The sequence below is a fragment of the Nocardia sp. NPDC004168 genome, assembly GCF_040610355.1.
Lineage (GTDB): Bacteria > Actinomycetota > Actinomycetes > Mycobacteriales > Mycobacteriaceae > Nocardia > Nocardia sichangensis.
The window spans coordinates 15,183-29,884 of sequence record NZ_JBEXME010000012.1; the positions used below are offsets into that span (position 1 = coordinate 15,183).

The 14,702-nt window shown below is 68.1% G+C and carries 17 protein-coding genes; 10 read left to right on the plus strand and 7 right to left on the minus strand.

What is annotated here, in order from left to right:
- The first annotated feature begins 67 nt into the window (after positions 1-67).
- The 3 genes from ABZW96_RS21615 to ABZW96_RS21625 are packed head-to-tail and all read left to right on the plus strand — an operon-like array spanning position 68 to position 1,922.
- Positions 68-673: an acid phosphatase gene (locus ABZW96_RS21615; protein ID WP_355077093.1), complete on the plus strand. Its 606-nt coding sequence runs from the start codon at positions 68-70 to the stop codon at positions 671-673.
- A 59-nt stretch (positions 674-732) separates the two neighbouring features.
- Positions 733-1,209: a GNAT family N-acetyltransferase gene (locus ABZW96_RS21620; protein WP_355077364.1), complete on the plus strand. Its 477-nt coding sequence runs from the start codon at positions 733-735 to the stop codon at positions 1,207-1,209.
- 5 nt (positions 1,210-1,214) lie between these two features.
- Positions 1,215-1,922 carry an endonuclease V gene (locus tag ABZW96_RS21625; protein WP_355077095.1) on the plus strand — a complete coding sequence of 236 codons (708 nt, stop codon included), beginning with the start codon at positions 1,215-1,217 and terminating at the stop codon, positions 1,920-1,922.
- Here the strand turns inward: ABZW96_RS21625 and ABZW96_RS21630 are convergent.
- The gene (locus ABZW96_RS21630) at positions 1,901-2,320 is read right to left on the minus strand and encodes a hypothetical protein (RefSeq protein ID WP_039800324.1); all 420 of its coding nucleotides are present in this window, start codon (positions 2,318-2,320) and stop codon (positions 1,901-1,903) included. The genes ABZW96_RS21625 and ABZW96_RS21630 overlap by 22 nt on opposite strands.
- Positions 2,321-2,513: 193 nt before the next feature.
- On the opposite strand from ABZW96_RS21630, the gene ABZW96_RS21635 reads away from it, so the two are divergent.
- A complete protein-coding gene (locus tag ABZW96_RS21635; protein ID WP_355077097.1) occupies positions 2,514-3,458 on the plus strand; it encodes a diacylglycerol kinase family protein in 945 nt (314 codons plus the stop codon).
- Between the two features lie 256 nt (positions 3,459-3,714).
- Positions 3,715-3,969, plus strand: a complete 255-nt coding sequence (locus ABZW96_RS21640) for a WhiB family transcriptional regulator (RefSeq protein ID WP_011211115.1) — start codon at positions 3,715-3,717, stop codon at positions 3,967-3,969.
- 528 nt (positions 3,970-4,497) lie between these two features.
- On the opposite strand, the gene ABZW96_RS21645 is transcribed toward ABZW96_RS21640, so the two are convergent.
- The 4 genes from ABZW96_RS21645 to ABZW96_RS21660 all read right to left on the minus strand — a co-directional run bounded on the left by ABZW96_RS21645 (position 4,498) and on the right by ABZW96_RS21660 (position 7,477).
- Positions 4,498-6,012, minus strand: coding sequence for a histidine kinase N-terminal domain-containing protein (locus tag ABZW96_RS21645; RefSeq protein ID WP_355077099.1), 1,515 nt, complete (start codon positions 6,010-6,012; stop codon positions 4,498-4,500).
- Positions 6,013-6,034: 22 nt separating this feature from the next.
- Positions 6,035-6,250, minus strand: coding sequence for a biotin/lipoyl-binding carrier protein (locus ABZW96_RS21650; protein WP_355077100.1), 216 nt, complete (start codon positions 6,248-6,250; stop codon positions 6,035-6,037).
- A gap of 307 nt (positions 6,251-6,557) precedes the next feature.
- On the minus strand, positions 6,558-6,824 hold the full coding sequence (gene rsrA, locus ABZW96_RS21655) for a mycothiol system anti-sigma-R factor (protein WP_355077366.1): 267 nt from the start codon (positions 6,822-6,824) through the stop codon (positions 6,558-6,560).
- Between the two features lie 20 nt (positions 6,825-6,844).
- Positions 6,845-7,477, minus strand: coding sequence for a sigma-70 family RNA polymerase sigma factor (locus ABZW96_RS21660; RefSeq protein ID WP_051021205.1), 633 nt, complete (start codon positions 7,475-7,477; stop codon positions 6,845-6,847).
- A 297-nt stretch (positions 7,478-7,774) separates the two neighbouring features.
- Between ABZW96_RS21660 and ybaK the strand changes: the two genes are divergently transcribed.
- Together ybaK and ABZW96_RS21670 are read left to right on the plus strand one after the other, a co-directional pair.
- Positions 7,775-8,269, plus strand: a complete 495-nt coding sequence (ybaK, locus tag ABZW96_RS21665) for a Cys-tRNA(Pro) deacylase (RefSeq protein ID WP_355077102.1) — start codon at positions 7,775-7,777, stop codon at positions 8,267-8,269.
- Positions 8,270-8,359: 90 nt separating this feature from the next.
- Positions 8,360-8,641, plus strand: a complete 282-nt coding sequence (locus tag ABZW96_RS21670) for a hypothetical protein (RefSeq protein WP_355077104.1) — start codon at positions 8,360-8,362, stop codon at positions 8,639-8,641.
- Between the two features lie 471 nt (positions 8,642-9,112).
- Here ABZW96_RS21670 and ABZW96_RS21675 read toward each other — a convergent pair whose 3' ends face one another.
- Complete coding sequence (locus ABZW96_RS21675) at positions 9,113-9,892, minus strand: SOS response-associated peptidase (protein ID WP_355077106.1); 780 nt, start codon at positions 9,890-9,892, stop codon at positions 9,113-9,115.
- A 165-nt stretch (positions 9,893-10,057) separates the two neighbouring features.
- Between ABZW96_RS21675 and ABZW96_RS21680 the strand changes: the two genes are divergently transcribed.
- The 3 genes from ABZW96_RS21680 (at position 10,058) to rsgA (ending at position 14,261) form a co-directional block, all read left to right on the plus strand.
- The gene (locus ABZW96_RS21680; protein WP_355077108.1) at positions 10,058-11,566 is read left to right on the plus strand and encodes an aldehyde dehydrogenase family protein; all 1,509 of its coding nucleotides are present in this window, start codon (positions 10,058-10,060) and stop codon (positions 11,564-11,566) included.
- 404 nt (positions 11,567-11,970) lie between these two features.
- Positions 11,971-13,263, plus strand: coding sequence for a 3-phosphoshikimate 1-carboxyvinyltransferase (aroA, locus tag ABZW96_RS21685; RefSeq protein ID WP_355077110.1), 1,293 nt, complete (start codon positions 11,971-11,973; stop codon positions 13,261-13,263).
- Positions 13,260-14,261, plus strand: coding sequence for a ribosome small subunit-dependent GTPase A (rsgA, locus tag ABZW96_RS21690; RefSeq protein ID WP_355077368.1), 1,002 nt, complete (start codon positions 13,260-13,262; stop codon positions 14,259-14,261). The genes aroA and rsgA overlap by 4 nt, the downstream gene beginning before the upstream one ends.
- 20 nt (positions 14,262-14,281) lie before the next feature.
- On the opposite strand, the gene ABZW96_RS21695 is transcribed toward rsgA, so the two are convergent.
- Positions 14,282-14,686, minus strand: a complete 405-nt coding sequence (locus ABZW96_RS21695; protein ID WP_355077112.1) for an NUDIX domain-containing protein — start codon at positions 14,684-14,686, stop codon at positions 14,282-14,284.
- Positions 14,687-14,702: the final 16 nt, after the last annotated feature.

The following is a 14,702-nucleotide window of genomic DNA, read 5'->3' on the forward strand; positions in this document are numbered from 1 at the left end:
CGCTTCGTCACCGTCGCGGGGAGACCACCGTGCCGCTCCATGATCAACGGTGGACCATCATGGAGGCATGTCCGCACTCGACGATGCCCGCGTTGTGCTGCTTCGGCACGGCGAGACCAGCTGGTCAACACAGCGGCGGCACACCGGCCGCACCGATCTCCCGCTCACCGAGCGCGGCGAAGAACAGGCCAGGACGGCAGGCGAGTTGCTCGCCACGCTGAAATTGCGGAATCCGTTGGTGCGCACCAGCCCCCGACTACGGGCGATGCGCACCGCGGAGCTGGCCGGGCTCACCGGCGCCGTGGTCGACGACGACCTCGCCGAATGGGACTACGGCGCCTACGAGGGACTGACCACCCCGCAGATCCGCGAGTCCGCGCCCGGATGGACCATCTGGACGGGCCCGGTCCCGGACGGTGAGACCGCACAGCAGGTGCGCGAGCGCGCCGACCGGGTGCTGGCCGACGTGGCGCCCGCGCTGCCGGAGCGGGATATCGTGCTGGTGGGGCACGGCCACTTCTCCCGCGCGCTGATCGCCCGCTGGGCCGAATTCGACGTCCGGGAGGGCCGCCGATTCGCCATGTCGACCGGCGCGCTGACCGTGCTCGGCTACGAACACGACGCGCGCACGATTCGCACGCACAACCTGGTACACAACGGAGCGTCACTGTGACCCGACCCGCCACCGACCCCACCGCCGTCGACCGCACCGCCGTCGACCTCGGCGCCGCCATCCTGCGCCGCGCCGTCCCGTCCGACGTGCCGGGCCTGGTCGACCTCATCTACGACCTCGCCGATTACGAGAAGGCACGGCACGAGTGCACGGTCACCGCCGAGCAGCTGCGCTCCGCGCTGTTCGGCGCGGAACCGAAGGTGTTCGCGCACGTGGTGGCGGACGAGTCGAGGCTGCTCGGCTGCGCCATCTGGTTCCTCAACTTCTCCACCTGGGACGGCGTGCACGGCATCTACCTGGAGGACCTCTACGTCCGGCCGGAGACCAGGGGCAAGGGCTACGGCAAGGCCCTGCTCACAGCCCTGGCGAAGGAAGCGGTCGAGCACGGCTACAGCCGCGTCTCCTGGGCGGTGCTGACCTGGAACAAGCCCTCGATCGACTTCTACGAATCGATCGGCGCCGTAGCCCAGGACGAATGGCTGGGCTATCGGCTGGCCGGCGACGCGCTCGGCAAGCTGGCCGCCGACGCGCGGTAGCGCGGATGTCCTGGTTCCCGCCGCTCGATCCCGCGTCCTGGCCCACCACTGTCGAATCGGCTATGGCCCTGCAGGACGAATTGCGGCCGCTGGTCACTCCGGTCACCCCGCCCGGTACTCGATTCCGCACGATGGCCGGACTCGACTCGGCCTACGACGACACCGGCGCCGTGGCCACGGCCGTCGTCGTCTTGGCGGCGGGCACCCTGCGACCGGTCGCCTCCGCGGTCGCGCACGGCGTCGCCGATTTCCCGTACGTGCCCGGCCTGCTGGCTTTCCGGGAGATCCCGGCCACTCTCGCCGCGCTCGAAAAGCTCGTCAGCGCACCGGATCTGCTGGTCTGCGACGGCCAGGGAATCGCCCATCCGCGCCGCTTCGGCCTCGCCTGCCATCTCGGACTGCTCACCGGCGTGCCGACGATCGGCGTGGCGAAGACGGTGTGGGGCGATTACGCCGAACCGGGCCCGCAACGCGGCGCGGCCACCGACATCACCATCGGCGGAGCGGTGGTGGGGCGGGCGTTGCGCACCAGAACCGGCGTCAAGCCGGTGTTCGTCTCCGTGGGACACCGCATCGACCTCGACACCGCCTGCGCACAGGTGCTGGCACTGACCCCGCGCTACCGGCTACCGGAGACCACCCGGCACGCCGACCACCTCTGCCGCGCGGCGCTGCGCACGGCCACCGGGAACTATTCCGGTTCGACGCCGTAGTCCTGCGCCATCCAGCGGGTGGACGGCGGCGCGAACAGCAGCACCAGCGCGGCGACCGCGACCACCCCGAGCACCGTGCCGTAGACCGGCTGATGCGAGTCGGTGAGCAGCGACCAGGTGACCGGGAGCAACAGCAGCTGCGCGATGACGGCGATGGCGCGACCCCAGCGTTTTCCCAGCAGGAGCCCGATGCCTGCGGCCAGCACCGCCCCGCCGAGGATGCCGAACCAGGCCGCCGTGCCGTAGCCACTGGTCGCGGACTGGTCGTGCCCGAGCAGCCCCCGCACCACCAGCACGATCGCGAAGCCGACGGCGACGACGCCTTCGAGCGTCACCAATCCGCCGGCCGCCCGCACCGTCGTCGGCGCCGTTCCCGCGGCCGCGCTCTTGTCGCTCACGATCGCGCCTCGCTCGGCTCCGTCGTGCGCCGCAGCGCACGGTGTCCTCGCTTCCCTTGCTGACGCTCGTTCACGCGGCAAGCCTACGGCCCCGCTGGTCCGCGGCATCGTCCTGGCGTATGCCGGGCAACGGCATCCGGCGCATCGCTCGCCGCTTTTCCAGGGCCGGTCGGCCGCCAACTAGGCTGCCATCGTGCGGACGCTGCTGATCGTGAACCCGAATGCCACCTCGACCACACCGGCGACCAGGGACCTACTCGCGCACGCGTTGGAGAGCCGCACTCAGCTGACCGTTGCGCATACCCAGCATCGCGGCCACGCCGCGGAACTGGCCCAATGGGCAGCCACGAACGAGATGGACCTGATCGTCGTGCACGGTGGCGATGGGACGGTCAACGAGACCATCAACGGCTTCCTGCCGCTGCCCGTCCTCGACGACGGTCAAGCCTGGTTGCCACGCCTGGGTGTGATCCCGGGCGGCTCGGCCAACGTCTTCGCCAGGGCGCTCGGCATCTCCCCCGACCCGGTGACCGCGACCAACCAGCTCATCGACCTGCTCACGCTGGACGCCGATCGCCGGATCGGTCTCGGGCTGGCCGACGACCGCTGGTTCTGCTTCAGCGCAGGCGTCGGACTCGACGCCGACGTCTGCGAGGCGATCGACGCGAGCCGCGCCCGCGGACGCGCCGCCACTCCGGCACGTTATGTTCGAACAACTGTGCGACAATTCTTCCGGGCAAAACGCAAGGAACCCGGCGTTCGGGTCGAAATTCCCGGCCGAGAGCCCGTGGACGAGGTGCATTACGCCTTCGTTACCAACACCACACCGTGGACATATCTGAATGCCACGCCGGTGCACACCAACCCCGGCACCCGGTTCGAAACGGGCCTCGGAGTGTTTGCGGTGCGCTCCATGGCGGTCCTCCCGACGCTCCTGCTCGCACGCCAGCTCCTGGCGGCCAACGGGAATCCCAAGTCCCGCAATTTATTTCGCGAAGACGACGTTCCCGCCGTACGAATCGAGTCCAAAGAACCGATCGGCCTGCAAATCGATGGCGACTTCATCGGGAAGCGCAACGTGGTGGATTTCACTGCCGTGCCCGATGTCCTGGCCGTCGTCGCGCCGAGACCGCGCTGAGCGGCGAAACACCGGGAAAAACATCGCGGTTAGTGCTGCGAAATCCGGATAGAGCGAGTACAAAGGACCGGGCAGGCTTCCCCACAGCGGGGGCCTTCAGAGCGTGAGCTTCCCCACGGTGCACCGCGTGCCTATTGACATCTACGGTGTTCGTGAAAGCATTCACAAGCAACCGTGCGGAAACATTCGAGTCGCACAAGTGAACGAACCACAAACCATCGGCGCCCTGCGCGGCGCCCAGCAAAGGAGCAGAGGAATGGACTGGCGCCACAAGGCCATCTGTCGCGATGAGGACCCCGAGCTGTTTTTCCCCGTGGGTAACAGTGGTCCGGCGCTCGCGCAGATTGCCGATGCCAAGCTGGTCTGCGCTCGCTGCCCCGTAACCGCCGACTGCCTGTCCTGGGCCCTGAAGTCCGGACAAGACGCCGGCGTGTGGGGTGGTATGAGCGAGGACGAGCGCCGCGCGCTCAAGCGTCGCAACGCGCGCACCCGCACCCGCACCGTCGTCTGATCTCCAGACGACCGGCCTTACCGGGCCATTCAGCCCGGCCCGGTAACGCATTTCAGCCCGGCACCCAAAGGTGCCGGGCTGTGTTGTTTTTGCACGCTCGTCCGCGAACTGGAAATGACCGGTCTCGCTTCGCGACGAATCCGGAAGCCGACCAATGCGGTTCGCCGGACGGCAAAATCGGCAGCGCGGATCAGAGCGCGGCGCGGGCCGCGGTTCGACTCGCGGACGAGCGGAACTTGTGGGAAAGTGGTTGGTTTCCAATCGGGTTGGGACGGTCGCGAATCAGTGCGACACCTCGCATTCCACTCGTTGCGGACATTCGGAAGTAACCGTGCCGCAAGCCGCACACCGCCCCCGAGAAGCCGCCATTCCGCGACCTCCGAGCAACAGCGCGCAGCGGGCACGACCGATAGCGCGGGCGACGGATCCGGCACCGCCTGCTCGCGGCGATGGGAAACTGCGGCGCTGCCGAGCGCGACTTGACGCGGTGATCCTCGTGAGCTGCGGCTCACGGCCCGAACGCGCTGGTCAGCGGCCGGAACGACGGCCAAGCGGAACGCGAAGGACGGCATCGGTACCGATGTCGGCGCCGGGGTGCAGGCCGATGGAGCCGCCGAGTTCGGCCGTCACCAAGGTGCGGACGATCTGGAGGCCGAGCCGATCGGAGGACTCCAGACTGAACCCGGGCGGCAGACCGCGGCCGTCATCGCTGATGATCACGTCGAGCCAGCGGGCCGAACGCTCGGAACGGATTGTCACCGTGCCGTTTTCGCCCGAGTCGAAGGCATGCTCGATGGCGTTCTGCACCAGTTCGGTGAGCACCATCACCAAGGGGGTGGCGCGTTCGGCGGAGAAGACGCCGAGCGAACCGGCGCGGCGCACCTTGATGCGCGTGGTGTGCACCGTGGCCACGTCGGCCATGATCGGCAGCAGCCGGTCCACGACCTCATCGAGATCGACCTCTTCGTCCACCGACATCGACAGCATCTCGTGCACCGAGGCGATGGAGGTGACCCTGCGCACCGATTCGGTGAGCGCGACCTGCGCCTCCTCGTTCTCGGTGCGGCGGGCCTGCAGGCGCAGCAGCGCGGCGACGGTCTGCAAGTTGTTCTTGACCCGGTGGTGGATCTCCCGGATGGTGGCGTCCTTGCTCAGCAGCGCGCGATCGCGCCGCTTGACCTCGGTGACGTCGCGGACGAGCACCGCGGCGCCGGCCAGCTCACCGTGCGGGCGCAACACGAGGGTGCGCAGCAGCACGGTGGCTCCGCGCGCCTCCACCTCCATCCGGCGTCCGGTCCGCCCGGCCAGGGCGGCTTGGATGTCGCCGACCACTTCCTGGGCATCGAACGGGTCGGTGATCAGCGAACGGGTGGTGACGGCGAGATCCTGGCCTGCCAAGTCGGCCTGCAAACCCATCCGGTGGTAGGCCGACAGCGCGTTCGGGCTGGCGTAGACGACGATGCCCTCGGTGTCGAGCCGGATGAATCCGTCTCCCGCGCGCGGGCTGGAATGGGTGGCCGCGCGATCCTCGGTGGTCGGGAAGGTGCCTTCGGCGATCATCTGGCACAGATCGTCCGCGCACGCCACGTAGGCGCTCTCCAGCTGACTGCGCACCCGGGAGCGTTGCCGATCGGTGTCCCGGCTCAGCACCGCGATCACGTCGTCGCCGCAGCGCACCGGTATGGCCTCGCGGACCGCGGGCACCGGATGCGGGTGATAGACGCCGGAGGCCTCGCCCTCACTGTCGGCTCGTACGGTCTCGCCGGTGAGTAGCGCCTCGAACACCTGCGGATGGTCGGTCCGCAGCGCGACCGTGCCCACCAGGTCCTCCTGGTGCACGGTGGGCGCGGTGGTGGGACGGCACTGCGCGACGCAGACGATGTCCGCGCCGTCCGTCACCGGTCCCGCACCGACCCACAGCAGCAGATCGGCGAAGGACAGATCGGACAGCAACTGCCAATCGCCCACCACGCGCTGCAGATGATCCACGGCGACGCCGGGTAGGTCGGTGTGCTCGGCCAGCAGCTCGCTCAGTGTCGCCATGCAGATCTACCGCCGCAATCGATCAGGAGATGACCGCGATGAGGTGGCCCGCCTTGATCGCGTCGCCTTCCTTGACACCGATCGAGGTCACCGTGCCACTGGACTCCGCGACCACCGGGATCTCCATTTTCATCGACTCGAGGATCACCAGGGTGTCGCCCTCCTGGACTTCGTCGCCTTCCTCGGCGACCACCTGGTAGACGACCGACACCAGCTCGGCGAGTACTTGCTCAGCCATGACACCCCATATCCTCGTTGGCCTGCATCCGCTGACGGTACAGCCAACCACACGTGAAAGAATGGCCTTCAATCAGAAGGGAGACTACTCATGGGTAAGCGCGGACGTAAGAAGCGTAGCCGCAAGGGGAACGCGGCCAACCACGGCAAGCGGCCCAACGCCTGAGCGCTACGCTCGGCCCGCAAGCACGAAGCGGCACGCACTTCCAGCAGGAAGGCGTGCCGCTCGCGTTTCGCGGGCTATGCGTACCTCCGCCTTCGCTCCGGCCATGCGCAGGCTGAGGACGGACTACGTCCGACGGCACCCATCAGTCGGAGGTCTCGACCGAAGTCTCCGTGGTCACGGTCGTCCGGCGGATCTCGATGGTCAGGCGCTCACGCAGCGACTCGGGCGCGCGATCACCGCCACATTTGCGGCTGAGCAGGCTCTTGACCTTCTCCTCGATGCCGTAGGCCTCGATACACGGACTGCAGTGCTCCATGTGGTGCTGCAATCGTTCCCGAGTCGCGTCGTCGCACTCGCCGTCCAGCATCAGCCACACGTCGGCGAGCACCGCCGTGCAGTCGAGCTCCATGTCGGGGTCCCGCTCGGTACTCACTGCTTGACCTCCTGGCGTTCCCCCGAACGGTTGAATCCACGCTCGCGCGCGACATCGGCGAGCAAACCCTTCAGTTGCTTCCGGCCGCGGTGCAGCCGGGACATCACCGTACCGATGGGAGTGCCCATGATGTCGGCGATTTCCTTGTACGGAAAACCCTCGACGTCGGCGTAGTACACCGCCATGCGGAACTCCTCAGGGAGTTCCTGCAACGCGGCCTTGATGTCGTCGTCCGGTAGCGCGTCCAGCGCCTCGACCTCGGCCGAGCGCAGCCCCTGCGACGTGTGCTCGGCTGTCGCCGCCAGCTGCCAGTCGGTGATCTCGTCGGTCGGATACTGCGCGGGCTGGCGCTGCTTCTTGCGGTAGGAGTTGATGTAGGTGTTGGTCAGGATCCGGTACAGCCAGGCACGCAGATTGGTGCCCTCCCGGAACGACTTGAAGCCCTGGTAGGCCTTCACGTAGGTCTCCTGGACCAGGTCCTCGGCATCCGCCGGGTTCCTGGTCATGCGCAGCGCGGCGCCGTAGAGCTGGTCGAGCAGCGGGAGCGCGTCCCGTTCGAACCGCTGTGCCAGCTCGGCATCGTCGACGGCGGCGACATCGTCGGCCGCCACGTCATCGTCGCTCGTCACACCTGTCCCTTCGATCGCCGTACCTGCCAAATCTACCGGCATCGGCACATCGAAGGAGAATCCGCCGTCGGTCGGGGACACGTCGGTCCCTACCGGGCGGTCATCGAGCAGCACGGGCACAGGCATCTCCTTCACGTCTCCATAGGGCCTGCTCACGCGGTGGAAATCATTCCGAGCGCGGTGTACCGGCTACAACATGCGCGACCCGTCCGGTGTTCCCACCCGCCACCGGCTCCCGGCGAATTCGCAGGAAATCCCGTTGCGGGCAGGGTCACAGCCGCCGTTAGGGTTTGGCCCATGGCAGCAGGCTCGACTCCCGCGATCCGCGCGTTGACCCAGGCGAAGGTGTCCCATCGCGTGCACGCCTACAAGCACGATCCGCGCTCCGACTCCTACGGCACCGAGGCGGTCGGCGCGCTGGGCGCCGAACTCGGAGTCGCGGCCGAGCAGATCTTCAAGACCCTGGTCATCGAATTGGCCACCGGCGCGCTCGCGGTGGCCGTGCTTCCGGTGCCGAACACGTTGTCGCTCAAAGCCGCGGCGGCGGCGCTCGGCGCGCCGAAGGCGAGCATGGCGGACAAGACGCGAGCGGAGAAGACGACCGGATACGTCCTCGGCGGCATCTCACCGCTCGGTCAGCGCAAACGGCTGCCCACCGTGATCGACGACTCGGCGCTGACCTGGGACCGGATGCTGTGCAGCGCCGGACGGCGCGGACTGGAGATCGAGCTGGCGCCCGCCGACCTGATCCGGCTGACCGCCGCGGTGACCGCGCCCGTGACATCCGCGTAATTCCGCCACGATCACCGCGATCTGTGCGTTACTGAACTGGCCAGATAGACCCGACTCGAGGATGTGATGCGAATGTCTACGCAGCAGCGTGTGCGCACCGTGATCGTCGCGTTGTTCGGAGCTCTCGTCTTGGCTCTCGGTTCGGCAACGCTCCTCGCCCCCGAGGCAGCCGCCGCGCCGGACAGCCCGCAGATCACGCAGGTCAGCGATTCCGTGTTCGACTTCGGCGGCCAGGGTTCGAAGAGTGACGACAAGTCCGGGAAAGCCGAGAAGCTGAGCGGCAATGTCACCACCAAGCTGATCGACTTGGTCGCCGGAATCATCAAGTGCGGCTTGAATATCGCTTCACCCAGCGTGAAGTGCAGTCTGTGATTTTTTGCAGCGCCTTCGGCGCTGCGTGTTCGCGGCCCCTTTATGGCTCGTGTCCGAGTGACCGCCGCTTGCTCCTTCGTCGCCTACGCGGCGGCCACTCGGACACGAGCCGGGCCGCGAACGGAACATGCTCGGTCTCGCTTCGCTCGAAACCGGGGGTTGGGCCGACGCCGTTTGCGTCAGGCGGTTGGTCCGGCACCCGATCCAGCCGCCAACGGCTGGACCACACTCGAAACCGTGTATGCAACGCAACTCCTTGCGAACGCGGCAGCCGCTCGGACGTGTTGAGCCGACTGCGGACGAGCCACGGCCGCCATCACCAGGGCGCAGCAAGCCATTCCGTTGCCGGACCCGGGCGCTCGTTCGTGGTGGAGATTCAAGCGGTGCGGATGTCCGATTGCACGCCGATCCAGCACGACACGCCCCGTGTGCCTGCGGCGGCGCGGGATCCGGCGGTGGGGCAGCCGACGCTCACAGCAGGGTGATCTGCCCTGCTTCCTTTTGATCGTCCACCGGGGCGAGCAGTTCGGGGCCGTTGTTGCGCACGCTGTTGACCAGGGATGGGACCGGGCGGGGCACGATGGCGGCGACCGTCTCCTCGGACGGCGTCTCCAGCAGGCTCGCCGGGGCCGGGTGATCCGGGTCCAGCCACGCGTCCCAGTGTTCCCGTGGCATGGGTAGCGGCATCCGGTCGTGGATGCGGGTGAGGTCGCCGACCGCGTCGGTGGTGAGGATGGTGCACGACAGCAGCGGTCGGCTCTCCGGTTGCGACCGGTCGCGCCAGACCGACCACAGGCCTGCCATGTAGAGACGGGAACCGTCCGCGTTGGCCATGTAGTAGGGATGCTTGGCGGCTTTGCCTTTCTCGCCGTTCGGCTCGACGACCCACTCGTACCAGCCGTCCATCGGCACCAGGCAGCGCCGGGACTTCACCGCGTCACGGAAGGACGGCGTGGTGGCGGCCTTGTCGGCGCGGGCGTTGAACAGCGGTTTGCCTTTGACCGGTACACCGGGCTCGGCCGCTTTGGTCCATACCGGGATCAGGCCCCAGCGCATGCGCCGGATACGCAGTTTCGGGTCGTCGTCTTCGTGGTCTCGGTCGTGCCGCTCGACCACGGTGAGCACCTGCGTCGTCGGAGCGACGTTGTAATTGGTGAACGAGCTCTCGTCGGCCGCGCCGGTCTCGTCGAGCGCATCCAACTCCACCGCGAGCCTGCCGGGATTGGTCGTGGTCGCATATCGTCCGCACATATCCCGATAGTCCCACTCGCCACCGACAGCGTCGGGGACAATTGGTGCATAGCTGGTGACCTGTTGAGAGTTGTGGCATAGCATTCTCTCATCGGAGGACGGGCTGCCCGTCCACTCGGACATGCGCATCGACCGTCGACCGCAGACGGCAAGAGGAGAACCACTGTGACATCCACCGACACCAAACCGGCCGATCACGACACGGCACTGACGTCGGTCAATCCGGCGACAGGCGAGGTGATCGGCACGCACGTCATCGCCGACGACGCCGCGGTGGCCGCCGCGGTCGCCAAGGCTCGCGCAGCGGCCGCCACCTGGGGCGCGCTGAGTTTCGATGAGCGGCGCACGCATCTGCTGCGCTGGTCGAGCAAGCTGGTGCAGAAATCGGAGGAATTCTGCGCCCTGATCCACGCGGAGAACGGCAAGCCGCTCGACGACGCCTTCCTGGAATTGATGCTCGCGCTCGAGCACATCTCCTGGGCGGCCAAGAACGCCAAGAAGGTGCTCGGCCCCAAGCGGGTCTCCCCTGGCGCGCTGATGTCGAACTTCAGCGCCCGGCTCGAGCAGCGCCCGCTCGGCGTCGTCGGCGTGATCGGCCCGTGGAACTACCCGGTCTACACACCGAACGGTTCCATCGCCTACGCGCTCGCCGCGGGCAACACCGTCGTGTTCAAGCCGAGCGAGTACTCCACCGGCATCGGCAATTTCCTCGCCGACGCGTTCGCCGAAGCCAATCGTGAACTGCCCGAGGGCGTGTTCAGCACGATCAACGGCTATGGCGCCACGGGTGCGGCGCTGGTCCGCTCGGACGTCGACAAGATCGCGTTCACCGGCTCCACCGCCACGGGTAAGCGGATCATGGCCGCCGCCGCCGAACGGCTCACCCCCGTGCTGCTGGAGTGCGGCGGCAAGGACGCGGTGATCGTCGCCGCCGACGCCGACATCAAGGCCGCGGCGGACGCGGTCGCTTGGGGCGCCACCGCCAACAGCGGTCAGACCTGCGCGGGCGTCGAGCGGGTCTACGTCGACCGCTCGGTGCGCGAGGAGTTCGTCGCGGAGGTCAAGCGCATCCTCACCGACATCAAGCCCGGCTCCGGCGACAAGGCCGCCTACGGCCCGATGACCATGCCGAGCCAGATCGACATCGTGCGCCGCCATATCGACGACGCGCTGAAGAACGGCGGCACCGCGGTGCTCGGCGGCCCCGAGTCGGTCAAGGCGCCGTTCATCGAACCGGTCGTACTGGTCGACGTGGACGAGAACTCCGAGGCGGTGGCCGAGGAGACCTTCGGCCCGACCATCACCATCCGCACCGTCGACGGCGTCGACGAGGCGGTGGAACTGGCCAACAACTCCAAGTACGGCCTGTCCTCGGCGGTCTACTCGAAGAAGAACGGCCTGGACATCGCGCGCAGGCTGCGCGTCGGCGCCACCTCGGTGAACTCGGTGCTCGCCTTCGCCGCCATCCCTGGCCTGCCCTTCGGCGGCGTCGGCGATTCCGGCATCGGCCGCATCCACGGCGAACCGGGTCTGCGCGAGTTCACCCGTCCGCACTCGATCGCGGTGCAGCGCTTCACCGTTCCGGGCATGGCGCTGCTGAGCTACAGCCGCACCGACTCCACGATGAAGCTGCTGCGCAAGCTCGTCCCGTTCCTGCACGGACGGCACAAGTAGGAATCCCACTGCACGGGCCGGGCACTCGACCTCGTCGAGCACCCGGCCCGTGCCGTAGGTGACACCCGCCGATCGGTGCCGGCGAGCCACCAAGCAGCCGCGAACACCAGCACAGCAGGCGACAAAGGAACAAGCGGCAGTCGGACTGAGCCGGTGCCGGGTCACAACAAACGGCATGCACTCGATAGCAAGCTCCGACACCTACGCTCCCAGCGCACCGCAACTCCCGGTTTCGAGCGAAGCGAGACCGAGCATCCGCCGTTCGCGGCCCGGCCCGCGTGTGCGCGGCCGCCGCGTACGCGACGAAGGAGCAAGCGGCGGGCGCGCACACGCGAGCCACAACAGGGCCGCGAACACCCAGCGCCGCAGGCGCTGGAAAACTAGCACCGTGTGATGATGGATGAGTGAACTTCTGGCCAGCGCCCCATGTCGAGGTCCCCGTACACGCGACCGTGACCCTGCCCGGATCGAAATCGATCACGAACCGGGCGCTCATCCTGGCCGCACTGGCCGACGGTCCGTCCACCATCACCGGTGCGCTGCGCAGCCGGGACACGAACCTGATGATCGCCGCGCTGCGCGCGCTCGGTGCGGACATCGAGGGCGCGGGCGACACGTTGACCGTCACCCCGGCGCCGTTGGGCGGCGGCACGGTCGACTGCGGGCTCGCGGGCACGGTGATGCGCTTCCTGCCGCCGGTCGCCGCCCTGGCGTCGGGCGATGTCGCGTTCGACGGTGACGAACAGGCCAGGATCCGGCCGCTGCGCACGATCCTGGACGCGCTGCGCTCGCTCGGCGCCGATATCGACGGCGACGCACTGCCGTTTACCGTGCACGGCAAGGGCGCGCTGCGCGGCGGCACCGTGACGATCGACGCGTCCGGGTCGTCGCAGTTCGTCTCGGGCCTGCTGCTGTCGGCCGCGCGCTTCGACGAGGGCCTGGTGGTGCACCACGACGGCAAGGCGCTGCCCTCGATGCCGCACATCGAGATGACCGTGGAGATGCTGCGCCGCGCCGACGTGCGGGTGCAGGCGCCCGCGGACAGCTTCAAGGCGCAGACCTGGACCGTGGAGCACGGGCCGATCCGCGCCGTGGACTGGGAGATCGAGCCGGACCTGTCCAACGCCACCCCGTTCCTGGCCGCGGCCGCGATCACGGGCGGCACGGTCAGCATCCCGCACTGGCCGCGGCTGACCACCCAGCCGGGCGACGTCATCCGCGAGATCCTCGTGCGGATGGGCGCGGAAGCGCGGATCTTCGACGGCGTGCTCACCGTGCACGGCCCCGACCGGCTCGCAGGCATCGATATCGACCTGCACGACGTGGGTGAGCTGACGCCCACCGTCGCCGCGCTGGCCGCGCTGGCCGACTCCCCGTCCGTGCTGCGCGGCATCTCCCATCTGCGCGGGCACGAGACCGACCGGCTGGCCGCGCTGTCCACCGAGATCAACCGCCTCGGCGGCAAGGTGACCGAGACCGAGGACGGACTGGAGATCGTGCCCACCGAACTGCACGGCGGCAGGTGGCACTCCTACGCCGATCACCGGATGGCCACGGCGGGAGCCATTCTCGGCCTCCGGGTGCCCGGCGTCGAGATCGAGGACATCGGGACCACGGCCAAGACGCTGCCGAACTTCGTCGCTTTGTGGGAGCAGATGCTCGCGCCCGCGCTATCCGACGAAGGAGCGGCGCACTGAGCCGGGGACGACGATCCGCGGCCAGCTACGACGAATCCGATGTCCGGGTTCGTCCGGGGCGTAGCTCCCGTCCCCGCACCAAGACCCGGCCGCAGCACAGCGACGCCGAGCCGGCCATGGTGGTCTCGGTCGACCGGGGCCGGTGGGGATGTGTGCTCGGCGGCGATCCGGATCGCCGCATCGTCGCGATGCGCGCCCGGGAACTGGGCCGCACTCCGATCGTGGTCGGCGACCAGGTGGACGTGGTCGGCGACCTGTCCGGGCGACCGGATACCCTCGCGCGCATCGTCCGGGTCGCCGACCGCCGGACGGTGCTGCGCCGCACCGCCGACGACACCGATCCGTTCGAGCGCATCGTGGTCGGCAACGCGGAGCGGCTGTTCATCGTGGTCGCGCTCGCCGACCCGCCTCCGCGCACCGGCTTCGTGGAACGCGCCATGGTCGCCGCGTACGCCGGTGGGCTGCAACCGGTTCTGTGCTTGACCAAACACGATCTGGCGGCCGATTCCGAATTCGCCGCCGCTTTCGACGATCTCGACCTCACCATCGTCTACGGCGGCATCGACGATCCGCTCGATCCGGTACTCGATCTGCTCACCGATCACCTCACCGCGCTGATCGGCCACTCCGGCGTGGGCAAGTCCACGCTGGTGAATCGCCTTGTGCCGGAGGCGGAGCGGGCCGTGGGCGAGGTATCCGGGGTGGGCAAGGGCAAGCACACCTCCACCCAATCGGTCGCGCTCCCGCTACCCGGCGGCGGCTGGGTCATCGACACGCCGGGCGTGCGGTCGTTCGGTCTGGCGCACATCACGCCGGACGACGTCATCGCCGCCTTCACCGACCTCGCCGACGCCATCGAGGACTGTCCGCGGGGCTGCACCCATCTCGGTCCGCCCGCCGATCCCGAATGCGCGCTGGACCAATTGCCGGGCAAGGAACACCGGGTGGCCGCCATCCGCCGCCTGCTGGTCGCCCTGAATTCCAACGATCCCTGGTAATCGCCTCGGCCGTCCGAGACTCAGTCGAAAAGCCGACCGATCATCGCGCTCTGCCCACTTTGCAGCACATGCGCGGCGGTCAGCGGAATCCAGAAGCACTCCAACTTCGTCGGCGGGGCCAGGCCGTCGTGGTCCTCCTGACTCGCCCACCGTTCGGGTGTGGTTCGGTGTAATGCGAGCTGGAAGAAGTGACGCCGGTGCGTCTCGAAACGATTTGGGCGGACGTCGAATTGGTCTCTACCGAGTTCGCGGACCACCGTGAACTCGGTCAGCCCCGTCTCCTCACACGCTTCCCGGAGGGCAGCGTCTGCCGGAGACTCGCCCGCCTGGATGCTGCCCGCGGGAACCTGAATCCCGACTTCCTCCCAAGAGAACTCGGTGTGGCGGAACACCAGCAACTTCTCGCCCCGAACGATGTAGCACACAACTTTCTCTCGCCGG